The 23,719-nt window shown below is 72.7% G+C and carries 29 protein-coding genes and 1 pseudogene; 12 read left to right on the top strand and 18 right to left on the bottom strand.

The window, feature by feature from the left end; translation table 11 throughout:
- Positions 1-155: 155 nt before the first annotated feature.
- Positions 156-410: a hypothetical protein gene (locus tag ACH4RG_RS06970; RefSeq protein WP_398161380.1), complete on the bottom strand. Its 255-nt coding sequence runs from the start codon at positions 408-410 to the stop codon at positions 156-158.
- Position 411: 1 nt separating this feature from the next.
- Positions 412-1,293: a mycothiol conjugate amidase Mca gene (gene mca / locus ACH4RG_RS06965; RefSeq protein ID WP_397920293.1), complete on the bottom strand. Its 882-nt coding sequence runs from the start codon at positions 1,291-1,293 to the stop codon at positions 412-414.
- Between the two features lie 214 nt (positions 1,294-1,507).
- Between mca and ACH4RG_RS06960 the strand changes: the two genes are divergently transcribed.
- Positions 1,508-1,924, top strand: a complete 417-nt coding sequence (locus ACH4RG_RS06960; protein WP_274032728.1) for a DUF4307 domain-containing protein — start codon at positions 1,508-1,510, stop codon at positions 1,922-1,924.
- 184 nt (positions 1,925-2,108) lie between these two features.
- Positions 2,109-2,606, top strand: coding sequence for a transcription elongation factor GreA (gene greA / locus ACH4RG_RS06955; RefSeq protein WP_397920291.1), 498 nt, complete (start codon positions 2,109-2,111; stop codon positions 2,604-2,606).
- 234 nt (positions 2,607-2,840) lie between these two features.
- Here greA and ACH4RG_RS06950 read toward each other — a convergent pair whose 3' ends face one another.
- The 4 genes from ACH4RG_RS06950 to ilvA form a co-directional block, all read right to left on the bottom strand.
- The gene (locus ACH4RG_RS06950) at positions 2,841-3,656 is read right to left on the bottom strand and encodes a DUF899 family protein (RefSeq protein ID WP_397920289.1); all 816 of its coding nucleotides are present in this window, start codon (positions 3,654-3,656) and stop codon (positions 2,841-2,843) included.
- A 56-nt stretch (positions 3,657-3,712) separates the two neighbouring features.
- A complete protein-coding gene (locus ACH4RG_RS06945) occupies positions 3,713-4,576 on the bottom strand; it encodes an ABC transporter permease (protein WP_397920287.1) in 864 nt (287 codons plus the stop codon).
- Entirely contained in the window at positions 4,573-5,595 is a 1,023-nt protein-coding gene (locus ACH4RG_RS06940) for an ATP-binding cassette domain-containing protein (RefSeq protein ID WP_397920285.1), read from the bottom strand. Before ACH4RG_RS06940 ends, ACH4RG_RS06945 begins: the two co-directional genes overlap by 4 nt.
- Positions 5,596-5,744: 149 nt before the next feature.
- Positions 5,745-6,974: a threonine ammonia-lyase gene (gene ilvA, locus ACH4RG_RS06935; RefSeq protein WP_026290211.1), complete on the bottom strand. Its 1,230-nt coding sequence runs from the start codon at positions 6,972-6,974 to the stop codon at positions 5,745-5,747.
- A 157-nt stretch (positions 6,975-7,131) separates the two neighbouring features.
- On the opposite strand from ilvA, the gene ACH4RG_RS06930 reads away from it, so the two are divergent.
- Positions 7,132-7,662 carry a MarR family winged helix-turn-helix transcriptional regulator gene (locus ACH4RG_RS06930; protein ID WP_397920283.1) on the top strand — a complete coding sequence of 177 codons (531 nt, stop codon included), beginning with the start codon at positions 7,132-7,134 and terminating at the stop codon, positions 7,660-7,662.
- A 30-nt stretch (positions 7,663-7,692) separates the two neighbouring features.
- Here ACH4RG_RS06930 and ACH4RG_RS06925 read toward each other — a convergent pair whose 3' ends face one another.
- From ACH4RG_RS06925 to ACH4RG_RS06915, 3 genes are read right to left on the bottom strand one after another with little or no spacing between them, the layout of a single operon-like run.
- Entirely contained in the window at positions 7,693-7,959 is a 267-nt protein-coding gene (locus tag ACH4RG_RS06925) for a DUF4235 domain-containing protein (RefSeq protein ID WP_210933680.1), read from the bottom strand.
- Positions 7,956-8,423 carry a DUF3618 domain-containing protein gene (locus ACH4RG_RS06920; protein WP_397929791.1) on the bottom strand — a complete coding sequence of 156 codons (468 nt, stop codon included), beginning with the start codon at positions 8,421-8,423 and terminating at the stop codon, positions 7,956-7,958. Before ACH4RG_RS06920 ends, ACH4RG_RS06925 begins: the two co-directional genes overlap by 4 nt.
- A 58-nt stretch (positions 8,424-8,481) precedes the next feature.
- Positions 8,482-8,661: a hypothetical protein gene (locus ACH4RG_RS06915; protein WP_228926114.1), complete on the bottom strand. Its 180-nt coding sequence runs from the start codon at positions 8,659-8,661 to the stop codon at positions 8,482-8,484.
- Positions 8,662-8,991: 330 nt separating this feature from the next.
- Between ACH4RG_RS06915 and ACH4RG_RS06910 the strand changes: the two genes are divergently transcribed.
- The 4 genes from ACH4RG_RS06910 (at position 8,992) to ACH4RG_RS06895 (ending at position 10,584) form a co-directional block, all read left to right on the top strand.
- Positions 8,992-9,345, top strand: coding sequence for a PRC-barrel domain-containing protein (locus ACH4RG_RS06910; protein WP_228926115.1), 354 nt, complete (start codon positions 8,992-8,994; stop codon positions 9,343-9,345).
- A 205-nt stretch (positions 9,346-9,550) separates the two neighbouring features.
- Entirely contained in the window at positions 9,551-10,075 is a 525-nt protein-coding gene (locus tag ACH4RG_RS06905) for a sigma factor-like helix-turn-helix DNA-binding protein (RefSeq protein ID WP_397920279.1), read from the top strand.
- Positions 10,072-10,329: a hypothetical protein gene (locus tag ACH4RG_RS06900; protein WP_397920278.1), complete on the top strand. Its 258-nt coding sequence runs from the start codon at positions 10,072-10,074 to the stop codon at positions 10,327-10,329. The genes ACH4RG_RS06905 and ACH4RG_RS06900 overlap by 4 nt, the downstream gene beginning before the upstream one ends.
- A 63-nt stretch (positions 10,330-10,392) precedes the next feature.
- Entirely contained in the window at positions 10,393-10,584 is a 192-nt protein-coding gene (locus ACH4RG_RS06895; protein ID WP_397920276.1) for a DUF1059 domain-containing protein, read from the top strand.
- 64 nt (positions 10,585-10,648) lie between these two features.
- Here the strand turns inward: ACH4RG_RS06895 and ACH4RG_RS06890 are convergent, their stop codons facing one another.
- Entirely contained in the window at positions 10,649-11,794 is a 1,146-nt protein-coding gene (locus tag ACH4RG_RS06890; RefSeq protein WP_397920274.1) for a cystathionine gamma-synthase, read from the bottom strand.
- A 67-nt stretch (positions 11,795-11,861) separates the two neighbouring features.
- Here ACH4RG_RS06890 and ACH4RG_RS06885 point away from each other — a divergent pair, with 67 nt between their 5' ends.
- On the top strand, positions 11,862-12,965 hold the full coding sequence (locus ACH4RG_RS06885; RefSeq protein ID WP_397920272.1) for a hypothetical protein: 1,104 nt from the start codon (positions 11,862-11,864) through the stop codon (positions 12,963-12,965).
- A 15-nt stretch (positions 12,966-12,980) separates the two neighbouring features.
- Here the strand turns inward: ACH4RG_RS06885 and ACH4RG_RS06880 are convergent, their stop codons facing one another.
- Positions 12,981-14,192 carry an MFS transporter gene (locus ACH4RG_RS06880; RefSeq protein ID WP_397920270.1) on the bottom strand — a complete coding sequence of 404 codons (1,212 nt, stop codon included), beginning with the start codon at positions 14,190-14,192 and terminating at the stop codon, positions 12,981-12,983.
- A gap of 110 nt (positions 14,193-14,302) precedes the next feature.
- On the opposite strand from ACH4RG_RS06880, the pseudogene ACH4RG_RS06875 reads away from it, so the two are divergent.
- Both ACH4RG_RS06875 and msrA read left to right on the top strand, forming a co-directional pair.
- A pseudogene (locus ACH4RG_RS06875) lies at positions 14,303-15,196 on the top strand (LysR family transcriptional regulator); the annotation flags it as partial.
- A gap of 298 nt (positions 15,197-15,494) precedes the next feature.
- Positions 15,495-16,160, top strand: coding sequence for a peptide-methionine (S)-S-oxide reductase MsrA (gene msrA / locus ACH4RG_RS06870; protein WP_397929785.1), 666 nt, complete (start codon positions 15,495-15,497; stop codon positions 16,158-16,160).
- On the opposite strand, the gene ACH4RG_RS06865 is transcribed toward msrA, so the two are convergent.
- Entirely contained in the window at positions 16,097-16,894 is a 798-nt protein-coding gene (locus ACH4RG_RS06865) for a TetR/AcrR family transcriptional regulator (RefSeq protein ID WP_398539208.1), read from the bottom strand. The genes msrA and ACH4RG_RS06865 overlap by 64 nt on opposite strands.
- 105 nt (positions 16,895-16,999) lie before the next feature.
- Here ACH4RG_RS06865 and ACH4RG_RS06860 point away from each other — a divergent pair, with 105 nt between their 5' ends.
- Positions 17,000-17,914: an alpha/beta fold hydrolase gene (locus tag ACH4RG_RS06860; RefSeq protein WP_397929782.1), complete on the top strand. Its 915-nt coding sequence runs from the start codon at positions 17,000-17,002 to the stop codon at positions 17,912-17,914.
- A 179-nt stretch (positions 17,915-18,093) separates the two neighbouring features.
- Here the strand turns inward: ACH4RG_RS06860 and ACH4RG_RS06855 are convergent, their stop codons facing one another.
- The 4 genes from ACH4RG_RS06855 to ACH4RG_RS06840 all read right to left on the bottom strand — a co-directional run bounded on the left by ACH4RG_RS06855 (position 18,094) and on the right by ACH4RG_RS06840 (position 21,310).
- Positions 18,094-18,543: a helix-turn-helix domain-containing protein gene (locus ACH4RG_RS06855; RefSeq protein WP_398539207.1), complete on the bottom strand. Its 450-nt coding sequence runs from the start codon at positions 18,541-18,543 to the stop codon at positions 18,094-18,096.
- 134 nt (positions 18,544-18,677) lie between these two features.
- Complete coding sequence (locus tag ACH4RG_RS06850) at positions 18,678-19,250, bottom strand: hypothetical protein (protein ID WP_397920258.1); 573 nt, start codon at positions 19,248-19,250, stop codon at positions 18,678-18,680.
- A 153-nt stretch (positions 19,251-19,403) separates the two neighbouring features.
- The gene (gene gdhA, locus ACH4RG_RS06845; protein ID WP_397920256.1) at positions 19,404-20,792 is read right to left on the bottom strand and encodes an NADP-specific glutamate dehydrogenase; all 1,389 of its coding nucleotides are present in this window, start codon (positions 20,790-20,792) and stop codon (positions 19,404-19,406) included.
- 335 nt (positions 20,793-21,127) lie between these two features.
- Positions 21,128-21,310, bottom strand: coding sequence for a hypothetical protein (locus tag ACH4RG_RS06840; RefSeq protein WP_397920254.1), 183 nt, complete (start codon positions 21,308-21,310; stop codon positions 21,128-21,130).
- 496 nt (positions 21,311-21,806) lie between these two features.
- Between ACH4RG_RS06840 and ACH4RG_RS06835 the strand changes: the two genes are divergently transcribed.
- Positions 21,807-22,256, top strand: coding sequence for an RDD family protein (locus ACH4RG_RS06835; RefSeq protein WP_397929974.1), 450 nt, complete (start codon positions 21,807-21,809; stop codon positions 22,254-22,256).
- A 38-nt stretch (positions 22,257-22,294) separates the two neighbouring features.
- Here ACH4RG_RS06835 and ACH4RG_RS06830 read toward each other — a convergent pair whose 3' ends face one another.
- Positions 22,295-22,609, bottom strand: a complete 315-nt coding sequence (locus ACH4RG_RS06830; protein WP_398539206.1) for a hypothetical protein — start codon at positions 22,607-22,609, stop codon at positions 22,295-22,297.
- Positions 22,610-22,905: 296 nt separating this feature from the next.
- Entirely contained in the window at positions 22,906-23,418 is a 513-nt protein-coding gene (locus ACH4RG_RS06825) for a hypothetical protein (RefSeq protein WP_398539403.1), read from the bottom strand.
- Positions 23,419-23,719 lie beyond the last annotated feature (301 nt).

Below are 23,719 nucleotides of genomic sequence, written 5' to 3'. Positions count from 1 at the left end.
CGGGCGTGACCGGGCGGGCGTGACCGCGCGGACGGGCCTGTACGGACAAGCCTGCGCGGGCGGGCTTCGGAGACCGGCGCCCGTCCGATCACGGCCCGACGGGCGTCCGGCACCGAGGCCGGACGCCCTCCCCGTACGCGCGGCTCCGGCGCGGGTTACTTCCGGGGTGCGCCCGCCCCGTCGGCGGCGGGCTCGCCGGCGGCGGGCTCGGCGGCCACCGCGTCCGGGTCGGGTGCCTCCTCGAAGTCGACCTTGCCCATGTGGCGGTTCATCGACTTCATCAGGGCCCACACGCCGACGGCCAGCGCCGCGAAGACGAGGAAGCCGAGGACGCCGGGGGTGACCTTGTTCTTGTCGAGCTCTTCGGCGGCGAGCGGGACGAGGTGCGTCAGTGCCTGGGTCGCGTACATATCAGGCATTGTCGCGGATGCCCGCGAAGAGGTCGCTCTCGGGGAGGGAGGTATCGACCAGGGACTTCGCCAGCTCGTACTCCTCGGTGGGCCACACCTCGCGCTGGATGTCCATCGGGACCCGGAACCAGCCGCCCTCGGGGTCGATCTGCGTGGCGTGCGCGATGAGCGCCTTGTCGCGGATCTCGAAGAACTCGTCGCAGGGAACGTGCGTGGTCAGCGTGCGTTCCACGCGCTCGAACTCCTCCCAGCGCTCCAGCCACTCGCCGTACGGGGACTCCAGGCCCCGGGCGAGGAGCGCCTCGTGCAGGGCGACGGTGCGCGGCCGGTTGAAGCCCTGGTTGTAGTAGAGCTTCTTCGGCTCCCAGACGGGGCCGAACTCGTCCTCGGGGAACCGCTCCGCGTCGGCCGCACCGTCGAACGCGATCATCGAGATCGTGTGCGTCATGATGTGGTCGGGGTGCGGGTAGCCGCCGTTCTCGTCGTACGTGGTGATGACCTGCGGCCGGAACGCGCGGATCTTCGCCACCAGGCGCCCCGCGGCGGCCTCGGGATCCTCCAGGGCGAAGCAGCCCTCGGGCAGCGGCGGCAGCGGGTCGCCCTCGGGCAGCCCCGAGTCGACGAAACCGAGCCACTCCTGCTGGACGCCCAGGATCTCCCGGGCCTCGTCCATCTCCTTCTTGCGCACCTCGTGGATGTTCTTCTCGATGTACGCGTCGCCCTGGAGCTTCGGGTTGAGGATGGAGCCGCGCTCGCCTCCCGTGCAGGTCACGACCAGCACGTCCACCCCCTCGGACACGTACTTGGCCATGGTGGCCGCGCCCTTGCTCGACTCGTCGTCGGGGTGGGCGTGAACGGCCATCAGTCGCAGCTGCTCAGTCAAAGCTCGATCCTCAGTCATTGGTCGCTCTGGTCGATCATGGGTCGGTCGGGTCGATCCGGGTCGCTGGCGAAGCCGGTCCGGGTCTCTGTCTCAAGAGGTGCCGCGCCCGCGCGGCATCGGTGTGGGGCGCGGTCGGACGCCGGGCGGGCGGCTTCTATAGTGACTGAACGAGGGGCCGGAAAATTCCTCGATGCCCGGCCCGGAGGGAACGATCATGACGACGGTTCGTGAGGCCCTGCCCGAGGGGCGGTACGGCCGGACCGAGGATCAGCGTGCGGACCGCAAGCTGAAGATCGTCGGATCGGTCCTGGGCGTCGCCCTGCTCGGCGTGATCGGGTGGATCGGCTTCGACTACGTCGGCGGCCAGGGCATCAGCGCCGAGATGATCAAGTTCAAGGTCGTCTCCGACGCCCGCGCCGATGTCCATCTGGAGGTCCGCAAGGACCGCGAGGGCCACGGCTACTGCCTGGTGCGGGCGCTCAGCGAGGACGGCTCCGAGGTGGGCCGCAAGGAGGTCCGCTTCGACCGGGCCGAGGACCGGATCGACGAGGTCGTGACCGTGGTGACCCGGTCCAGGGCGACCGCGGTCGAGCCGATGGGCTGCACCGCCGACGACGGCCCGACCGGCTGATCTCTGTCGAACCCCCTGTGACCTGCGACGATACGGGTCACATCGGCCGACTGAGGGGTGTGACGGTTTACCTTCTCCCCCTTTTCCTGCGGAATTGTTAGGCTCGTGGTTTCGCCCACCCGGAGAAGCACATGCTTCTGGGTAGGGCGATGCTTTGTATTCCCAGCACCGACGAGGAGCACCTGTGACCCAGACCAGCGAAAACGTCACCTGGCTCACGCAGGAGGCGTACAACCAGCTGAAGGCCGAGCTGGAGTACCTGTCTGGTCCCGCGCGCACGGAGATCGCCGTCAAGATCGCGGCGGCCCGTGAGGAGGGTGACCTCCGGGAGAACGGCGGGTACCACGCGGCCAAGGAGGAGCAGGGCAAGATGGAGCTGCGGGTGCGCCAGCTGACCCAGCTCCTGGAACACGCGAAGGTCGGCGAGGCGCCGGCCGACGACGGCGTGGTCGAGCCCGGCATGGTCGTCACGATCGCCTTCGACGGCGATGAGAGCGACACGCTGACCTTCCTGCTCGCCTCCCGTGAGTACGCCAGCACGGACATCGAGACGTACTCCCCGCAGTCCCCGCTCGGCCTCGGTGTGAACGGCAAGCGGACGGGCGACGACGCGGACTACGAACTGCCGAACGGCAAGACGGCCTCGGTGAAGATCCTGGCGGCGAAGCCCTACAGCGGCTGATCCGGCCGCATCACGACCGGAACGACACGGGAGCCCCGGCCACGGACGGCCGGGGCTTCCGTGCCTCGTGTACGTCGGACTGCCGCGGGTCCCGTGCGTCGTGTGTGCCGTACGGCCGGGGCCCCGTGCGTCGTGGTTCGGACGGCCGCGGGCCCCGTGCGCCGTTGGCGCCGTACGGCCGCGGCTCCCGCGCGTCGCCGCCCGCCCCCGGGCCGGCCGTTCCCGCGGGCCGGGTCAGGAGCAGTCGCCGGTGCGGCCGAGGGTCTTCTCGGGCGTCACGCCGGGGCGGGTCCACTGCGGGGTGGGGCGGCTGGCCGGGCCCCAGCTCGCGGTCCCGTCCGCGTCGGTGCGCCAGTACCAGCAGGCCTGGCCGCTTTCGCCCGGATATCCCTCGCGGACGCTGCCGAGCGCCGGCCGGCCCTCGGGCCGGTCCTCCCACGCCTCGCCGCGGCCGTAGGGCGTCAGGTCGAGCAGACCGAAGGAGCCGTTGGCCGCCTCGATCCCGCGGCCCGTCGTGGAGTAGGTGAGGAACACGCGCCCGCCGTCGCGCAGGAAGCAGGCGAGGTGTCCCATCTCGCCGCCGATCGGGGCGTCCAGGCCGCGCACCGAGTACCAGGGCTGGGTGTAGCCCATGAACGCGGTGAAGGCGGCCACCTCCTCCCGGATTCCCGTGGTCAGGACGGCGAACGAGACGCCCCGGGCGTTGAGGTAGACGGCGTCCCTCATGTGCCAGACCGCGTCGGTGCAACCCTCGCACTGGCCCTGGTGCGGTGCGCCGTCGTACCACATGTGCTGGTAGACGACGAGCTCCCGGCGGCCCTCGAAGAGGTCCAGGAACGGGACCGGGCCGTCGGGCCCGACGACCTCGGCCGTCCCGTCGACCTCCACCATCGGCAGCCGGCGGCGGGCCGCGGCGAGCGCGTCGCCCCGGCGGGTGTGGGCCTTCTCCCGGGCCAGGAGCTCGTCCCGGGCGGCCTGCCAGGTGGCCCGGTCGACGACGGGCGGGGCGCCGGGCGGGCCGGTGGCCGGGACGTCCGGTGTGCTGGTCATGGTTGCCTCCGTGGTGTGACGTGGTGGCGGCGTGGCGTGGCGTCGCGTGGCGGGCGTCAGACGGCGGCCGAGCGGTACTTGCGGACCGCCAGGGTGCGGAAGACCACGATGATCAGCACGGACCAGATGACCGAGGCGAGGATCGGGTGCTCCATCGGCCAGGCCCCGGTGACGGACTTCGTCACGCCGGGCATCGTGTTCCCGAACAGCTCGCGGGCCCCGGCCACCGTGGCGCTGAAGGGGTTCCACTCGGCGACGTGCTGGAGGAACGTCGGCATGCCGGTGACCGGCACGAAGGCGTTCGAGATGAACGTCAGCGGGAACAGCCAGATCAGACCGCCGGAGGTCGCCGCCTCCGGGGTGCGCACGGACAGGCCGATCAGCGCTCCGATCCAGGAGAACGCGTAGCCGAGCAGGAGCAGCAGCAGAAAGCCGCAGATCACCTTGGCGAGGTTCTCGTGGGTGCGCCAGCCGACGATCAGGGCGACTCCGGCGAGCACGACGAGGGTGAGCGTGGTCTGTACGAGGTCGGCGAGCGTACGTCCGGTGAGGACCGCGCCCCGGGCCATGGGCAGCGAACGGAAGCGGTCGATGAGCCCCTTGTGCATGTCGTCGGCGATGCCGGCGCCGGCGCCCGCGGTGGCGAAGGTGACGGTCTGGGCGAAGATGCCCGCCATGAGGAACTCCTTGTACAGCTGCGGGTCGGTCGAGCCGCCGATGCTGATGGAGCCGCCGAAGACGTAGGTGAAGAGCACCACGAACATGATCGGCTGGATCAGTCCGAAGATCACCATCTCGGGGATCCGGGTCATCCGGATCAGATTCCGCTTGGCGACGACGAGGGAGTCCCTCACGGACTGCGTGACGCCCCCGGCGGGGCGGGGGACCGACGAGGGGGCGTCCTTGGCGATCGCGCTCACCGGGTGTCCTCCTTGCTCCGGGAGTCGCGGGAGCGTTCCGCCACGGCTCCGTCGGGTTCCTCGTCCCCGCTCTCGCGCACCTCGGCCGCGTGGCCGGTGAGGGAGAGGAAGACGTCGTCCAGGGTGGGCCTGCGCAGGGCGATGTCGTCGATCTCCACGCCTTGGGCGTCCAGGTCGCGGATGATCTCGGCCAGCAGCCTGGCCCCGCCGCTGACCGGGGCGGTCAGCTTGCGGGAGAGCCGGGCGACGGTGACCTCTCCCCTGCCGAGGGCGGTCAGCACGGACCGGGCGCGCTCGATCTCGTCCGGGCGGTGCACGACGACCTCGACGCGCTCGCCGCCGGTGCGGGCCTTGAGCTGGTCGGAGGTGCCGCGGGCGATGACCTTGCCGTGGTCGATGACGCAGATGTCGTGGGCGAGGCGGTCGGCCTCCTCCAGATACTGCGTGGTCAGCAGCAGCGTCGTGCCGCCGGCCACCAGGTCCTCGATCACGTCCCAGAGTTGCTGCCGGTTGCGCGGGTCGAGGCCGGTCGTCGGCTCGTCCATGAACATCACGGGCGGCGACACGACGAGAGCCGCCGCGAGGTCGAGGCGCCGGCGCATACCGCCGGAGTACGTCTTGGCGGTGCGGTCGGCGGCGTCGCCGAGGTTGAACCGGTCCAGCAGGACGCCCGCCCGCGCCTTCGCGTCCCGGGCGCTCAGGTGGTAGAGCTGCCCGACCATCCGGAGGTTCTCCCGGCCGGTCAGATACTCGTCGACCGCGGCGAACTGTCCGGAGAGCCCGATCGAACGGCGTACCTCGTTGGGCTTCTTCAGGACGTCGATCCCAGCCACGAACGCCGTGCCGCTGTCCGGACGCAACAGTGTGGTCAGCACGCGTACGGCGGTGGTCTTGCCCGCGCCGTTGGGCCCGAGCAGTCCGAGGACCGTGCCTTCGGGGACGTCGAGGTCGACGCCGTCGAGAGCTCGTACGTCGCCGAAGGTCTTCACCAGACCTTCGGCGTGGATCGCACCTGGCATGGAGGGGCTCCCCCCGTCACTCGCGGATGGTGATGGTGTCGCCGGCGGCGGCCTTCCGGTCCGATCCTAGGATCGGCGGGCCGCCACCGCCCGGTGAACGGGCGTGTCCCGGGCGCCCGGCGCGCGACGGGTCCGCCCGTGCGGCCCCCTCAGCCCATCACCCGGAAGCCCGCCGCCCGCAGCGCCGCCTCGACCTCCGCGCAGTGCTGCGGCCCCTTGGTCTCCAGGTGCAGGTCGACCTCCGCCTCGGTCAGGCCGAGGCGCGGGTCGGTGCGCACATGGCTGATGTCGAGGACGTTGGCGTCGGCCACGGTCAGCGCGGCCAGCAGGGCGGCCAGCGCCCCCGGGCGGTCGGTGAGGCGCAGCCGCAGGCTCAGGTAGCGGCCCGCGGCGGACATCCCGTGCCGCAGGATGCGCTGCATCAGCAGCGGGTCGACGTTGCCGCCGGACAGCACGGCCACCACCGGACCACGGAAGGACTTCGGGTCGCTGAGCAGCGCGGCCACGGGGCTGGCCCCGGCCGGTTCGACGACCAGCTTGGCCCGCTCCAGGCAGAGCAGCAGCGCACTGGACAGCTCGTCCTCGGTGACCGTGCGGACCTCGTCGACCAGCTCCTCGATCAGCCGGTACGGTACGTCGCCGGGCCGGCCCACCTTGATGCCGTCGGCCATCGTGGCCGGGGAGTCGAGCGAGACGGGGTGCCCGGCGGCCAGGGACGGCGGGTAGCAGGCGGCCCCCTCGGCCTGGACGCCGATGATCCGGACGTCGGGGCGCAGGGCCTTCACCGCGACGGCGACGCCCGCGGCGAACCCGCCGCCGCCGATGCCGAGGACGATCGTGCGGACCTCGGGGCACTGCTCCAGGATCTCCAGCCCGACGGTGCCCTGGCCCGCGATGATGTCGGGGTGGTCGAAGGGGTGGATGAAGACCGCGCCGGTCTCCTCCGCGTACCGCTGGGCGGCGGCGAGGGTCTCGTCGACGACCTGGCCGTGCAGTCGCACCTCGGCCCCGTACTCCCGGGTCGCGGCGACCTTGGGCAGGGGCGCCCCGACGGGCATGAAGACCGTGGAGCGTACGCCGAGGAGGGACGAGGCCAGGGCGACGCCCTGGGCGTGGTTCCCGGCGCTGGCGGCGACCACCCCGGCCGCCCGTTCCACCGGGGTGAGGCCGGAGATCCGGACGTAGGCGCCGCGCAGTTTGAAGGAGCCGGTGCGCTGGAGGTTCTCGCACTTGAGGTGCACCGGTGAGCCGACCAGCTCGGTCAGATGGCGGCTGCCCTCCAGCGCGGTCACCCGCGCCACCCCGGACAGCATCTTCTGCGCGCCCCGGACGTCGTCGAGGATCAGGGCCGGGTGGCGGGCGGTCGCGCGGAAGCTCATGTCCGCAAGTCTTGCAGCTCCGACCGGGCGCGGCCGACTTGTCTCACGGCGGCCTGCGGTGGTGTCCGCAGGTTTGTGCGGCACTGGTACGCGTTGCCCCGGGGCCGCGTACTCTGTCCCCCACCCATCCGACACCGCACGAAGAGAGCCCCCGGCCATGCCCCCTCAGGACATGACGACTGCTGCGTCTCCTTCCGGGGGCGCCGCCCCCGAACACCCGGGCCCCGACCGCCTGCTGGACTCCCTCCAGCACCAGGTGGCGGTCTTCGCCCGCCGTGCCGAGCAGACCCGCCTCGGCGGTGTCGGCCAGGTCCGCAACTCGATGGACCGGGCGGCGTACCTGCTGCTGAACCGGCTGGACCGGGAAGGTCCGATGGGCGTCAAGGCGCTGGCGGCCGGGATGGGCATCGACTCCTCGACGGTGACGCGGCAGGTCGCGCCGCTCGTCGACACCGGTCTGGTGAAGCGCACGTCGCATCCGGAGGACGGCCGGGCCGTGGTGCTCCAGCTCTCGCCGCGCGGTCAGGCCCGGCTGGAAGAGGTCCGGGCCTCGCGGCGCGAGCTGATGTCCCAGGTGACGGACGGCTGGACGCAGGAGGAGCGGGACACGTTCTGCGCCCTGCTCACCCGTTTCAACGGGTCGTTGGCCGCCCGGCAGGCCGCGTACCAGCCGCCGCAGTCCGACTGACGGGGCGCGGGCGGCGGTCAGCCCCGGGGGTCACGCCGGCCAGGTGCCCGTGACGCGCCTGGTCACCTGGGCGCCCGAGCGTTCGACGGCGGCCTTGACCACGGAGAAGATCGCCCCCTGTACGGCGGCCGCGAGGAGGATCTGCCGCCACGGGCGGCCCTCGTCGAGAGCGTCGGGCGCGTCGCCCTCGCCCTCGATGAGTTTCCACGTCTGCTTGAAGGCGGCGCCCGCGATCATCCCGCTGACAGCACCCAGGACCAGGCCGACCGGCTTGTAGGCGATCTTGGTTCCCTTCATCGGTTACGTCCGCGGCTGCGGCGTACCAGCAGGAAGGCGACCAGCAGGGCACTGCCCGTGAGGAGCGGGGCGCGGTTGGCGCGGACAGCCTTCGCGGCTCGCTCCGCCCTTTCCCGCAGAGGATCGGGAGCCTTCACCGCCGCGTACTGGCCGGCGCGCACCGTACCCTCACGCAGCTGCGCGGTGACCCGCGCGGTCTCTTCCAGCACGGCGTCGGGTGTCCTGTCCTTCACCCGCCGCGCGGCCTGCTCCGTGAGGTGGCGCATGCGGCCGGATGCCGTCCCGGCCTTCCCGGCGGCCCGCTCCTTCACCGCGGCGACCCTGTCCTTCGTCTGCTCCCTGAGGTCGGCCTTCGCCGCGAGCGCCTCGACGGTCTGCCCGAGCTTGTCGCGCGTTCGCTCCACCTGTTCGCGCAGTTCCTCAGGGGTGGGCGTGCCCGTGTTGTCCTGCGATGCGTCGTTCATCGGTGTGCCTTCTCCATCGGTTTGCGTCCTCCTGGGGCCGGTGGCGCCTGCGGGTGCCTCAGCGCCTGCGCGAGCCGCCGATCCGGCTTCCGGCGCCCACGCCCGCGACGTGCAGGGCGAGGAGCACGAGGCCGAGCAGCATCACGTTGCCCGACGCGAACACGTCGTTGGTGGAAATGTCGGCGGCGTTGATGAGGAACGCGATGAAGAACAGTACTGCGGCTGCTATACCCAGCATGGGAATTACTCCTTCGAGTCGTGTCGCCCGTGTGCCCGGCACCGGGAAAGGTAAGCCTCGATGCGGAAAAGCCCTCAGCACCGGAGTCGATCAAGGAGGCCCGTGAACCGACCTGCGTGCAGGTTGCCCGGCTTCCCTGAAATCGGGCCGGAAAACAACCGATTCCGTGGGCGTATGCCGGATGGTCCGGGGCACGAGGCTGATCAACGGTTGCTGAGGCAACGGGCGGATCGCCGGGGCGGGAGCGAGAGAGCGAACCAGTGTCGGCGCCGCCCTGACGGCCGCTCCGAATACGTTCATTCCTTATCCCTACGAACGAAGGAATTTCCCATGAGTGACAACCTGTGGGGTTACCAGCCGCATGTCGGCCACACTGCCGGTACCGACCTGATCGGCTACAAGGTCGAGGCGACGGACGGCGGCATCGGCAAGGTCGACAAGCACTCCGACGATGTCACGTCCTCATATCTGGTGGTCGACACCGGCGTATGGATTTTCGGCAAGCACGTTCTGCTCCCGGCGGGCACGGTGAGCCGGATCGACAGCGACGAGAAGAAGGTCTACCTCGACCTCACCAAGGACCAGGTCAAGGACTCTCCGGAATTCGACAAGGACAAGCACATCGGCGACACGGAATTCCACCGCACGACCGGCGAGTACTACGGCCGCCACCGCCGCGTCTGACGCGACGCCCAGCAGAACGGCGGGCGGGGCGAGAGACATGATGTCTCTCGCCCCGCCCGCCGTTCTGCTGGGTACGTCACCGGCGTAGGTCTTCCGCGCGGTGCCCTGTGAGTTCGGGGACCCGGCCCTTCTCGGGCTCGCTTCCCCGCACCCGCCGCGTCCGGGCTCTTGACCGGGGCGGTGCGCCGGGGCTCGTATGTGGTCCATGGCAGAGCGGGCGACCCACCGGGACCGGCTCCGCGCCCTGGAGTTCGAGGCCTTCGTGGCGGGCGCGGGCGGTCGTCTGCTGCACACGGCGACGCTGCTCACCGGCGAACCGTCGCACCCGGCGGGCGCGTATGCGCGGGCCGAGCGGCTGCTGCACGCGGCGCTCGCCCGTACGTACGCCGACTGGGACGGACTGCGCGGCGGTGACCCCTACGACCTGGCACGCCGGGAGCTGGCGCTCCGGTTCGCCCGGGAGGCCCGGCGCCACCAGCGGCCGCGCGGCGGTCCGCTGGACCGGCTGACCCCCGTCGAACGGCTCGTTCTCGTCCTGCGGGTGTACGAGGAGGTAGGCGAGGAGCAGACGGCGGCGCTGCTCGGGCTGCCCGGCGACCGGATCCGCGCGGTGTGCGCCCGGGCGGTGGCGACGCTGCGCGCGCCGCGGCGTGCCGCCGGTCCGGGGCGGGCGCCCTCGCACGGCACGGACCGGCCGCGGCCGGCCCCGGACTCCCGGGCGACACCGTGAGCGCCGACCGCCGGGACCCGCGCGAGGAGCAGGTCCGCCGGATGCTGGACGGCCCGCACCCGGCCCTGCCGCCCGGCCTGGCGGCGCGGGCGGTGCTGCGTGGCGGGCGCCGACTGCGGCTGCGCCGGGCGGTGCGGCGGACGGCGCTCTGGCTGCTGGCCGTGGCGTTCGCGGCGTTCCTCGTCTGGGCCGGGGTCGAGCAGCCGTGGGAGACCGAGCCCGCGCAGGTCACTCCCCCGTTGGAGGGCTGGTGAGCCGTTGGGGTCCGTGGGCGACGCGCCTACGCTGGAGGGGTCGAGCGAGCCGAGGAGGCCGTGATGACCAGGAAGGTCGCGGACTGCCGGAACTATCCGAGCGAGACGAACTGCACCCTCACCATCTCCGGTGAGGAGGACGAGGTCGTCCGGGCCGCGAGCGAGCACGCCGCGTCGGTCCATGGGCACGAGGACGGTCCCGAACTGCGCGAGCAGGTCAGGGGCATGCTGGAGGACGAGAAGGTGGGCGTCTGACACGTGAGGGGCGCCCGCGTGTTCCGGCGGGCGCCCTCGTGTTCCGTGCTCCGGCCCCGAGGCGTCAGCCCAGCGCCTGGGCGAGGTCGGCGATCAGGTCGTCGCCGTTCTCGATGCCGACGGAGAGCCGCACCAGGTCGGCCGGGACCTCCAGCGGGGAGCCGGCTGCGGAGGCGTGCGTCATCCGGCCCGGGTGCTCCAGGAGGGACTCCACCCCGCCGAGGGACTCGCCGAGCGTGAAGAGCTTCGCCCGGTTGCAGACCTCGACCGCCGCCTCCTCGCCGCCCGCGACGCGGAAGGACACCATGCCGCCGAAGGCCTTCATCTGCTTGGCGGCGACCTCGTGGCCGGGGTGCTCGGGCAGGCCCGGGTAGAGGACCTGGGAGACCTTGGGGTGCCGGGTCAGCAGGTCGGTGACCTTGGTGGCGTTCTCGGTGTGCCGGTCCATGCGGACGGCGAGGGTCTTGATGCCGCGCAGCACGAGCCAGGCGTCGAAGGGTCCGGCGACCGCGCCCATGGCGTTCTGGTGGTACGCCAGTTCCTCGGCGAGTTCCGGGTCGCCGACGACGAGCGCGCCGCCGACGACGTCGGAGTGGCCGCCCATGTACTTGGTGGTGGAGTGCACGACGACGTCGGCGCCGAGCGCGAGGGGCTGCTGGAGGTAGGGCGAGGCGAAGGTGTTGTCGACGACGAGGCGGGCCCCGGCCTGCCGGGCGACCTGCGCCACGGCGGCGATGTCGGTGATGCCGAGGAGCGGGTTGGACGGGGTCTCCACCCAGATCGCCTTGGTGCGCGGGGTGAGCGCGTCCCGTACGGCGGCCACGTCCGAGGTGTCGGCCACCGAGAACTCCACGCCCCACCGCGAGGCGACCTTCGCGAACAGGCGGAACGTGCCGCCGTAGGCGTCGTTCGGGATGACCACGTGGTCGCCGGGGGTCAGCAGCGTACGCAGGAGGCAGTCCTCGGCGGCGAGGCCGGAGGCGAAGGCGAGGCCGCGGCGGCCGCCTTCGAGGGCCGCGAGGTTCTCCTCCAGGGCGGTGCGGGTCGGGTTGGCGCTGCGGCTGTACTCGTAGCCGCCGCGCAGTCCGCCCACGCCGTCCTGCTTGTACGTGGAGACCTGGTAGATCGGTGGAACCACCGCGCCGGTGAGGGGGTCGGCGGTGTTCCCCGCGTGGATGGCGAGGGTTTCGAAGCTGTGCTGGTCGCTCATGAGGCCCGAGCGTAGTTCGTGGCGAGGGCCCTTACCGGCCACTCGCCTCTCCGGGGACAATGGGGTCATGGAGATTCTGTTGTTCCTGCTCGCGATGTGCTTGTTCGCGGCGGTGATCGGCCCCTGGGTCATGCGCCGCCGGGGCGGTATCCGTCAGGTCGCCCCCGGTTCGCCGGACGCCGCGGACCCGGACACGTACGGCTTCGCCCGCCAGGAGGAGCTGGACGTCCGGATGCCCGGACCCGACCAGGACCTCCTGGACGTGCTCGACGTCGTCCAGGGCACCCAGGACTGGCGGGCCGCCGCCCAGCTGCTCGCCGGGACGCCGAAGGACGGCGAGGTGCGCTGGCAGCGGATCCAGGCCTTCGCGGGCGCGGCCTCGCTGGAGCTGGCGCGGCGGCCCGGGGAGGGCGGGGCGTGGCTGCGGAAGTGGCGCGCGGAGTCCCCGAAGGACGCGGGCGGCGCGGCGGTGCACGCGGAGTTTCTGGTGCAGCAGGCGTGGCGGTCCTCGGCTGCGGGGAGCGACGACTTCCGGATCATCCTGGAGGAGGCCCGTACGGTCTGCGGCGAGGCGGCCCTCCTCGCGCCGGGCGACCCCGTCCCGTACATCGTGGAGCTGGCGGTGGCCCGGGGGCTCGGCTACACCCCCGAGCAGTTCGACCAGCTCTGGGCGAAGATCATCGACCGGGCTCCGGCCCACATGGGCGCGCACATCGCGGCGCTGCACTTCCACTGCGAGAAGTGGCACGGCTCGCGCAAGGACGCCGAGGCCTTCGCCACGGCCGCCGCCGCCCGCGCCCCGCGGGGTTCGCTGCTCGCCGCGCTGCCGCTGTTCGCGGTGTACGAGCACCTGCCCGAGGTCAACCTCGTGCAGGGCTTCTACCGAAGCCAGGTGGTCACCAAGGCGGTCGAGGGCGCGATGTTCGCGGTGCACGCGGCCCGCCCGGACGACCCGATGCTGGCCCATGTCCGCCACCTCCTGGTGCTGTTCCTGGTCCACATGGAGCGCTGGTCGGAGGCGATGCACCAGCTGATCCGGGTCGACGGTCACGTGGGCGCGCTGCCGTGGACGGCGGACGCGGACCCGGCCGCGCAGTACACGGTCTACCGGGCGCTCGCGGTCGCCGGCTACGAGGCGAACGGCGGCAGCCCGGCGACGCTGCCGCACTGACCGCTTCCGTGAAGGTCACGGCCCGGCGGGTGCGGAGCCGGGAGCCCGGCCGGCCGCCGTGGTCACCAGCGCACCGGCGACGAGAGCCGCGCCCGTCGCCATGACCGCCTTGACGCCGATGCCGTCCGCGACCAGCCCGCCGACCAGCGCCCCGAGCGCGATGGCGCCGTTGAACACCCCGACGAACAGCGAGGAGGCGGCCTCGCGGGCGTCGGGAGCGGCGAGCAGCACCCAGGTCTGGGTGGCCACCGAGACGCCGCCGTAGCCGAGGCCCCAGACCGCCATCAGTACGGCCGCGAGGGCCGGGGAGCCGCCCAGCCACGGCAGAGCGGCCACGGTGAGCGCCAGGACCGTGCCGATCACCAGCAGCGTCGTGCGCGGCGAGCGGGCGGCTCCGGCCCCGGCGAGGAAGTTCCCGGCGACGCCGGCGATTCCGTACACCAGGAGCAGGGCGCCGATCGTGCCCGCGCCCACGCCGGTGACGTCCTCCAGGACGGGCCTGATGTAGGTGTACGCGGCGAAGTGCCCGGTGACGAGGAAGCCGACGACGAGGAGGCCGGTGCGCAGCCCGGGGTCCCGGGTCAGCCGCAGCACGCCGCCGAGCGGAACGGTGCGCTCGGCGGGCAGCCGGGGCAGTAGCAGCGCCGCCGCGACCAGCACCACCAGGCCGAGGCCGGCGGCCGCCAGGAACGCGGCGCGCCAGCCCGCGAGGGCGCCGAGGTACGTTCCGGCGGGGACGCCCAGGACGGACGCGACGGCGATGCCGCTGAAGACCAGGGTGGTGGCGGCTCCGGCGGACTTCGCAGGGACCAGGCGCACCGCGAGCCCCGCCGCGACGGCCCAGACGCCGCCCATGCCGATGCCGACCAGCACGCGGGCGACGACCATGGTCCCGAAGTCCGGCGCCCAGGCCGCACCGAGGTTGCCGACGACCAGCACCGCGACCAGCGCGCACAGGGCCGTACGCCGGTCGGCGCGGCCGAGCAGCGGGACGAGGGCCGGGGCCGAGAGCGCCGCGACGAGGCCGGTGATGGTCAGCGTCAGACCGGCCACGCCCTCCGGGACGCCGAGCGAGCGGCCCATCGGTGTGAGCAGCCCGACGGGCAGCATCTCGGATGTGACCACCGTGAACGTGCCGAGCGCGAGGGCCGCCACACCCGGCCAGCCGTGGCGGGAGGGCGCCGGGCGGGCGGCCGGGGCTCCTGAGGATTTCTGAACCTGCGTCATGTCCCCAGCCAATCGGGGGCGGAGGCCGGGAACAACGGCTGAACTCTCATCCTTCTATGAGCTGGACTCATCGATCCGGACCGGATCCGGACCAGGGAGGCGGGGGACACATGAGCAACCCGGAGATCCGGGAGCTGGAGGCCTTCCTCGCGCTGGCCGATGAGCTCCACTTCGGCCGGGCCGGGGAGCGCCTCTACCTCTCGCAGAGCCGGATCAGCCAGTTGCTGCGGGCTCTGGAGAGCAGGGTCGGCGGCCGGCTGGTCGACCGTACGAGCCGCCGGGTCCGGCTCACCCCGCTCGGCGAACAGCTCCATGTGGGGCTGCGGCCCGCCTTCGACGCGATCGTCGCGACGATCGACGAGGTGCGGGACGCGGCGCGGGGCCTGGGGGGCGTGTTCCGCGTCGGCTTCCAGGGCACGGCCAACGACCCGTTCCTGCGGGCGGTCACGGCCTTCCGGGACGGGCATCCCGACTGCGCCGCCGAGATCGTGGAGATCCCTCTCTCCGACCCGTTCGGCGCCGTGCACCGCGGGGAGGTGGACGCGGCGGTGGTACTGACGCCGGTCCGGGACGACGCGCTGGCGCTCGGTCCGGTCTTCTCCACCCGGCCGCTGACCCTCGCCGTCTCCGACCGGCACCCGTACGCGCGCCGGCCCGGCATCGACGCGGAGGAGTTGGCGGGCTGCCCGCTCATCGGCGTCGCCGGGGCGGCCCCGGAGTACTGGCGGCTGGCCCAGGCCCCGGCCGTCACGCCCGGCGGCCGCGCGATTCCGGCCGGGCCCGCGGTGAGCAGTCTCCAGGAGGGGTTGGCCCTGGTGCGGGCGGAACGGGGCGCGATGCTGCTGTGCGACCCGACGGGGGACTACTACGGCAGCCACGCGGTGGCCTTCGTCCCGGTGACCGGTCTCCGGGCCTCCTCGCTCGCGCTGGTGTGGCACCGGAACCACGAGACGGCCCGGACACGGGGTTTCGCTCGGGCGCTGGCGGACGTCGCCGAGGACACCGGCGCCGCCGGTACCACCGGTACCGCCGGTACCACCGGTACCGCCGGTACCACCGGTACCGCCGGTACCACCGGTACCGCCGGTACCGCCGGTACCGCCGGTACCGCCGGTACCACCGGTGCCGCCGGTGCCGCCGGTACCACCGGTACCACCGGTGCCGCCGGTGCCGCCGGTACCACCGGGTGAACTACCGGGGCGGTTCCGACGCCCTCCGAGCCCCGCGCTGCCCGGCCCTGGAATCCCGGCGGCCGCTCCCGTGTTGTACGTACCGAACGCCGACCCCCGGAGGAGCCCCCGCATGTTCCTGAACCACCGCACCCCCGAGCTCCCCACCCCGGAGCAGGCCCTGCGCGGCCGCCCCGTCCCCGAATTCACCGTCCCCTCCCGCCACACGGTCCTCGGCAACCCGCTGGTGGGCCCGTATCCGGAAGGCCTGGAGGTGGCGGACTTCGCGCTGGGCTGTTTCTGGGGTGCGGAGCGGAAGTTCTGGCAGACCGAAGGCGTCTGGACGACGCTCGTCGGCTACCAGGGCGGCTATACGGAGAACCCCTCGTACGAGGAGGCCTGCTCGGGTCTGACCGGGCACACGGAGGCGGTACGCGTGGTCTTCGACCCGGCCGTGGTCCCGTACACGGAGTTGCTGAAGCTCTTCTGGGAGTCGCACAACCCGACCCAGGGCTTCCGCCAGGGCAACGACGTGGGCACCCAGTACCGCTCCGCGATCTACACCCACTCCCCCGCCCAGGCCGCCGCAGCCGACGCCTCCCGTGCGGCGTACCAGAAGGTCCTGACGGCGTCGGGCCACAAGGAGATCACCACGGAGATCCTCCCGGTCGAGGGCCGCCCGTTCTGGCCGGCGGAGGCGTACCACCAGCAGTACCTGGACAAGAACCCGGGCGGCTACTGCGGCATCGGCGGCACGGGTGTCTCCTGCCCGATCGGCGTGGCCCCGGTCGAGGGCTGATCCCGCGGCCCTACTCCTCCACCGCCCTGCTCCTCCGCCGCCCCCTCGCCGAGCATCGCCGGAAGCAGTCGCCGCAACAGCGTGACGAACAGCGCGTCCCGGTCGGCCGGCGGTGCGCCGGCCGCGGTGAGGGCGGCGAGCAGGTGCGGGTGGCGGCCCTCGGCGGCGACGGCGGCCAGGTGGGCCGCCTGGGCGGACCGGCCGCCGCCGCCCGTCGTGCCGGTCGCGCGGCGGGCGAAGAGAACGGCCAGGGCGCCGAGGAGGCCGATGGCCTCCAGCTTCTGTCCGGCGGTGCCCGGCGCGGGGGCCAGGATCCCGAGCGCGTGGTCGAGGTAGTCGATCGCGTGCGGGCCCAGGACCTCGCCGCGCCGGTCGTTCAGATCGGCCAGCCACGGGTGCCGAACGTGCGCGTCCCTGGACTGGAGGGCCAGGCCGACGAGCTCGTCCAGCCAGTCACCGCCGGTCGACCCGGAGAGGTCCAGTTCGCCCGCGACCGCGTCCGCCATGAGGTCCAGCAGCTCGTCCCGGCTCCCCACGTAGCGGTAGAGCGAGGCGGGCCCCGTGCCCAGCCGCTGCGCGAGCGCGCGCATCGACACGGCCGCCAGGCCCTCCGCGTCGGCGAGGGCGAGGGCCGCCGCCGTGATCTGGGGGCGGCTCCGTTCGGGCGCGGGGCCCCGGGTACCCCGCTCGGGACGTGACCAGACGTTCGTCGGCCGGGTCTCGCGATCAGCCACGGTCCGCCACCTTCCCTCAGGGCCCCTGTCCTGGCTCCGGAACTGGCTGTAGTCTAATACCGCGAACATCGTTCGCAGTATTGTCGTCCACCGGAGGAGCCCGCCATGACCTGGACCGAACGCCGCTTCGCCCGCAACGCTGCGGTCGAGCTCGCCTACGACCAGCTCCAGGAGGGCGCGGACGGCGAACCGCTGCTCCTGGTGATGGGTCTCGCGGTCTCCCGGCACTGGTGGCCCGGGGCGCTGTGCGCGGCCTTCGCCGACGCCGGGTTCGCCGTCGCCCGCTACGACCAGCGGGACGCGGGCGAGTCCACCCGGCTGCCGAAACCCACCGCCCGGAGCAACCCCTTCGCCGCCCTGGCCGCCGGCCGCGGCGCGATCTACACCGCCGAGGACATGGCCGACGACGCCGTCGCCGTCATGGACGAGCTCGGCTGGGAGTCGGCCCACGTCTTCGGGCAGTCGCTGGGCGGCGTCGTCGCCCAGCGTGTCGCCCTGCGCCACCGGGGCCGGGTGCGCACGCTCACCTCGTCCGCCTCGCTCCCCAGCGACGTGGGCAGGCTGGGAGCCTTCCGCCATGTGCGGCTCGGCACGCTCGCGAAGTTCGCCCGCGTCAAGCCCGCCCGGGACCGGGAGGAGCGGATCGCGACCGGCCTCGCGGTGGCCAGGATCGTCGCCTCGCCCGGCTACCCGTTCGACGAGGCGGAGGTCCTGGAGCGGATCACCGTCGACGTGGACACCAGCATCGCCGATCCGGACGCCCAGTCCCGCCAGATCGGGGCGCCCTGGCACGGCCCGTCCCTGGCCGAACTGCGGGTCCCCACGCTGGTGCTGCACGGCGCGGACGACCCCGTGCTCAAGCCCTCCGCGGGCCGGGCCACCGCCGCGGCGATCCGCGACGCCCGGCTCGTCATCCAGCCCGGGGTCGGCCACGACATCCCGCGCGAGCGGCACGCCGCCGTCGCCGCCGAGGTACGGGCCCTCGCGGACCGGACCGCCCGGGTCGACGACCGCCCGTAACGGGCCTCCCCGGGCCCGACGGCTCCGCTTACCGGCGCCGCCCCCGGCTCAGGCGACCGCACGCAAGCACGGAGGCACGCACGGACGGACGGACGCACGCACGCACGCACGGACGCACGGACGCACGGACGCACGCAACGCTCCCGGGGGCCAGGGCGGCCGCGTACCGCCCCCTCGGGTCAGGCGGCCAGCAGCACGCCGCCCATCGGGCCCGACGGGCGCATCGCACCGACCGAACCCGCCGGACCGGTCGACCGCACGGGCCGGCGGCCGCCGGCCGCACTCGGCCCGAGCGAACGCGACCGGGACCGCGCGGCCTTGAGGCTGACCAGCCGCTCCCCCGCAACCGCCAGGACGTCGGCAAGGCTCAGGCCCAGCGCCTGGGCCGCGGCGGCCAGCACCTCCGAGGAGGCCTCCTTGAGCCCCCGCTCCACCTCGGAGAGGTACGGCACGGAGATCCGGGCCGCCTCGGCGACGTCCTTCAACGTCCGCCCCTGGTGCTGGCGTTCGCGCCGCAGCACCTCCCCGACGAGGTCACGCCAGAGCGGTTCCCGGGGTGGAGCCGGGACCGCCGCCGGGAGCGGGCGCAGAGGGATCACGTCGGCCTGGTTCGTCGCTCGGATGCTCACCGTGCCCAGCCTAGGAGCGCGACACCGCCCCGGCACGCGTCGGGCGTTGCGCTCCGGGCGGATCTGCTGGTGGCGAAGTCGCGTGACAGACGGCCGGCACCGGCGGACGGAGGGTTCGAGGAGGCGATGCGCGCTCACGCCGCCACAGCGACGGCGGTTCGACGTCGCCGGTAGTAGGCGATCGCGAGGGCGATGGTGATGGGCCCCCAAGCGGCGATGGGGGTGACGCACACCGTCGCCAGAGCCTCCCAGGCTCCGTTGGAGTACCCGACGGTGTCGATGACGCCGTACAGGGTGAGGTCGCGACCGCCGCCCAGCGGGACCGCCGTGAAAAGGAAGGTGAGGATAAGGCCGCCGAGGACGGCGGGGACGACGGCCGCCATCGGCCGGACGCGTCTCCCGCCGATGAAGGGTATCCAGGCGGGCGCCACCTCTCCCCAGCCCCGGACCAGCCCGATGGTAAGGATCGCGACCACTTCCGTCAGCACACTGAGCCCGAGAACGTACGGAATGCTCAGCCAGTAGGCAGGCAGGCTGCCCTCCTGAGGCTCCTGGCCCATCGTGAAGTGCACAGCGAAGGGCAGCCGCCACAGGCACGCCGGCAGCAGAAGCAGCGGTAACGCGTAGGCCAGGCGCATCGCCCAGCGCGGCACGGGCCGCTCGGTGTCACTGACGGCCGGCGGCCGGTGCAGGATCTTCGGTGTCATGCCTCCACCCTCGCGGAGCAGGCACGACGTGGAATCCCCCGCGCGAGCCAACCCGCTCCCCCGCCCGGGGGAGTCCGCACCTGGCGGCCTCCCCCGGGCGGGGTAGCGGTCCCGGCGGCGACCACATCGGCACCGGCGCCTCGCCGCGTACGGTCAGATCAGACCCTGCGCCAGCATCGCGTCCGCGACCAGCTCGAAGCCCGCGATGTTCGCGCCCACCACGTAGTTGCCGGGGCTGCCGTACCGCTCGGCGGTCGTGTAGCAGGAGTCGTGGATGTGCCGCATGATCTCGGCGAGCCGCTCCTCGGTGTGGGAGAAGGTCCACGAGTCGCGGGACGCGTTCTGCTGCATCTCCAGCGCACTCGTCGCGACCCCGCCCGCGTTGGCCGCCTTGCCGGGGGCGAAGGCGACGCCCGCCTCCTGGAACACCCGGACCGCCTCCGGCGTGGTGGGCATGTTGGCGCCCTCCGCGACCGCCTTGACCCCGTTGCGCACGAGGACCAGTGCGTCGGCCTCATGGAGTTCGTTCTGCGTGGCACAGGGCAGGGCCACGTCCACGGGGACCGACCACACCCCCGTACCGGGGACGAACCGGGCGTGCGCGCCGCGCCGTTCCGCGTACTCCGAGACCCGGCCCCGGCCGGTCTCCTTGATCTCCTTGAGGAGGGCGAGGTCGATGCCCTTCTCGTCGACGACGTAGCCGCTGGAGTCCGAGCAGGTCACCACGGTCGCGCCGAGCTGCTGGGCCTTCTCGACCGCGTAGATGGCCACGTTGCCGGAGCCGGAGACCGCGACGGTCTGGCCCTCCAGCGACTCGCCACGGCTGCGCAGCATCTCGGCGGTGAACAGGACCGTGCCGTAGCCGGTGGCCTCCGTACGGGCTTGTGCGCCGCCCCAGCCGAGGCCCTTGCCGGTGAGGACGCCGGACTCGTAACGGTTGGTGATCCGCTTGTACTGGCCGAAGAGGTAGCCGATCTCGCGGCCGCCCACGCCGATGTCACCGGCCGGGACGTCGGTGTACTCCCCCAGGTGGCGGTGGAGCTCGGTCATGAAGGACTGGCAGAAGCGCATGATCTCGGCGTCGGACCGCCCCTTGGGGTCGAAGTCCGCGCCGCCCTTGCCGCCGCCGATGGGCATGCCGGTGAGGGCGTTCTTGAAGATCTGCTCGAAACCGAGGAACTTCACGATGCCGAGGTTGACCGAGGGGTGGAAGCGCAGCCCGCCCTTGTAGGGGCCGAGCGAACTGGAGAACTCCACCCGGAAGCCGCGGTTGACGTGGATGTCGCCGGAGTCGTCCGACCACGGCACCCGGAAGATCAGCTGGCGCTCGGGCTCGCAGACGCGCTCGATGATGCGCGCGTCGATGAACTCGGGGCGCTGGGTCAGCACCGGCCCGAGCGTCTCCAGGACCTCGCGGACCGCCTGGTGGAACTCCTGCTCCCCCTGGTTGCGGCGCAGGATCTCGGCGTAGAGCGGCTCGATGACGCGGGCCGCGGCATCATGCGTGCGGGTGGAGTCGGGCGAGTCGGGGATGACCGGCATCTGATCAAGACCTTCCGTGGTCGGCTCGTGCGCGTCGACGTCCCCGCCCCGGGGAGCGCCATCGGTCCGCCTCCCCCGCCGGTGCCCCGTGGACTCCCTCCCGGGACGACCACGCGGCCGACGTCCGGCAGGGTGATGCGCGGGACCGTCGTACGATCCGATTGTCCCGTGCGGCCCGATGATCTTCGAGGACCATCCATATATTGGCCATGATCAGCCGTTTTGATCAGCGCCCGGACCGCCGCGCAGGGCCCTGAGCAGGCCCGATCCAGCGTTCCGGGCGGTCCGCGCGGCTCGGGGCCACCAGCCCTGCGACCCCCTCCGGGTGGGCCGGGTCACCTTCCGGATCGGCTTTCGCGGGGGCCTCGCAGCACCCAGAGCCCGGCCCCGGAGGCGAGCACGACCACGCCCGAGACGATGCTCAGGGCTGTTTCGAGGCCGTTCTTGTCGACCGCGAACCCGAGGAAGACGTTGGCGACGAGCGCGGCGGACAGGACGAGCCAGAGCAAGGACTTCATGACGGGATGCCTCCGTGTTCGGTGATGCGTCCAGCCTGTCGGCCGCGGCGCGCCGCGAGGAGGGGGCGGGCCCCCGTACCGGGGTGCAGCAGGCTGCACCCCGCCCCCGCGGGCGAGCGGACCCAGGGACCGGGCCGGGGAGGCGCGCGTGCGCCCGGTGGGCGGCAACCGTAAGGGTCGGGTGAAAACAACGCCGGCGCGACGGAGTTACCCGTCAGGAACAAGGACACCCCGCCTGACGATCAGTCATGATGCCCCCATGACGAAGCCGCGGGGGCGTCGGCGAGGGCAGCCTCCTGACGCATTACGGGCGTGGTACGGCGGACGCCGGGCCGGAGGCAGCGCCGCTCGGCCCCGGCCGGCCCCGCCCATGACAGCGGGCCGGTCGCCGCAGGGGGACACGCCTCCCCGGGCGGCGTATCCGGCGTACGCCCGCTCGGCCTACCCCACCCCCGCACTCCGGGGGCGGCCGCGCGTCCCCAAGGGCACGGGCGACATGCGGCGCTACCTGGCGGTCGGCCTCGACAGCTACCTGTGCCTGCTGGCCGTCGGACTCCTGGTGCGGTCCTGCCTGAACCAGGGCGCGACGGGGCACGCGGTCGGCCTGCTGGTCGTCCAGTTGGTCACGCTGTCGTTCGCCAACCAGGTGCTGCTGACGATGGCCGTCCGGGCGAGCGCCGGAAAGCTGATCATGGGGGTCCGGGTGATCCGGCTGCCCGACGCGGGGAGGCCGGGATTCCGCCTGCTGGTGCGGCGCTGGCTGTACGGGCTCCTCTGGCTGCCGAGCCGGCCCTGGCACCGACTCCGCGGCCCGGCGGCGGCCGACGCCCCCGCCAGGCCACCGGGCCGCCTCTCCGAGGCGCCCGAGGACCTCGCGGGGGTGCGCCAGGTCCGGCACAGCGATCTGCGGTCGTACCGGGCGGCGATGCGGGGGCGTACGGACTGAAGCCCGCTCCGTCGGACCTTCGGGCGAGAAGGCCCCCCTCAGCGCCAGTCGCCGGTGATCCAGGCGACGAGCCGGGGGTGGGCGGTGTCCGGGTCGCACTCGGCGATCACCCGGGTGGAGACGAAGTCGTAGGTGACGACCTGCCCGATATCAGTCGCCACCCGGCTGAAGCCGCCGCTGACGTCCCCCGGTTCCCCGATCGTCACCGGGACGGAGGAAGCGGCTGTCGTCCCCTCTTCGCAGCCGACGTGAGGAAGCGGCTGACCGAGGAACCAACCACAGACGAAGACGGCGTACAGGGCGGCGGTGGCGCCCAGGCGGCGCGGAGTTGTCCAAGCTATCCAGTGAGACACCTGCCGGAGTGTTCCACGAACCGGGTTCCGGGGACGCGGCGGTCAGGCCCCGGCGGCACGCGGCCGATGCCCGGCCAGCCACTCCTCGGCGTGGGCAACCGCTTCGGCCAGTCCGAACAAGAGGCCCACAGCACCGCCGCCCCGGCCTCAGGCCGAGCGCGCGCAGGTCCGAGGCGAGCGAATCGCGTGTACACATCGGGCCGGTCGGGGCTTTGTGAGGCATGGTGGCCCAGAGTCCTGGCCATTCCGCCACCGCACCACAGGATTGATGACGGGGCCTTCCTCAAGTCCTGTCGTCAAACTCCCGTCGTCGCCGACCTGCGTCGGCGCCAGTACGCGTACGTCAGGATGCCGAGCATGGGGCCCCACAGGACCAGAGGGACATAGGAGGCGTAGAAGTAGACGGTCTCCCAGCCGCCGGCCTTGCTCGGGAAGTCGGCCGGCAGCGGATCGCCGTTGGTCTTGGACTGGGTGGCCGTGGTGATGACCGCGATGACCGTGAAGACCAGGGTCAGGATCGTCGCCCCGATCGTGGCCGGGACGACCACGGCGGCCGTCGGTACCCGCCGCCCGCCCCATCCCGGCATCCAGCGCGGTAACACCTCGCCCCAGCGGGCGACCAGCCCCACGGCCGTGAAGGCAAGGATCTCGGAGGCGAGGGTGAGCAGGACGACGTATCCGTTCATCGCCCAGTCAGCGATCGACCCGCCACGCTTGTCCGCGGTGAACAGCACGCCCAGGCGCCAGATCCCGGACGGGAGCACCACCAGGGGCACCGCGTAGGCGACTCGGCGGGCCCAGCGCGGCACTCCTGCGGCGGGCTCGTGCGCCGCACGCCACGTCCGGGGCAGGCGGCCCTCGCGGCGTGGTGTGTCTGCTGCTTCGCCGCTGGTCGTGGTCACGGTCGTGGTCGTGGTCGGCTTGGCCTGGAACATCGGCGCTCCTCACGTCCACGGGCCGGAGCGGCCCGTGCGCTTCGAGACTCGCAGCAGGCGGGGCCGGTCAGGATCGCTCCGCAGACCGAACGACCTCCGCCGAGCGGGCGAGCCCGCATCCGGACGCTCCGCCCCGGGGATGACGAGTCATCGCAGGACGACTCGTACGTGACCA

Source organism: Streptomyces sp. NPDC021019, assembly GCF_044333295.1.
GTDB lineage: Bacteria > Actinomycetota > Actinomycetes > Streptomycetales > Streptomycetaceae > Streptomyces.
Note: the sequence above shows the minus strand (reverse complement) of the source record. Positions and strands in the feature narration are given on the sequence as shown.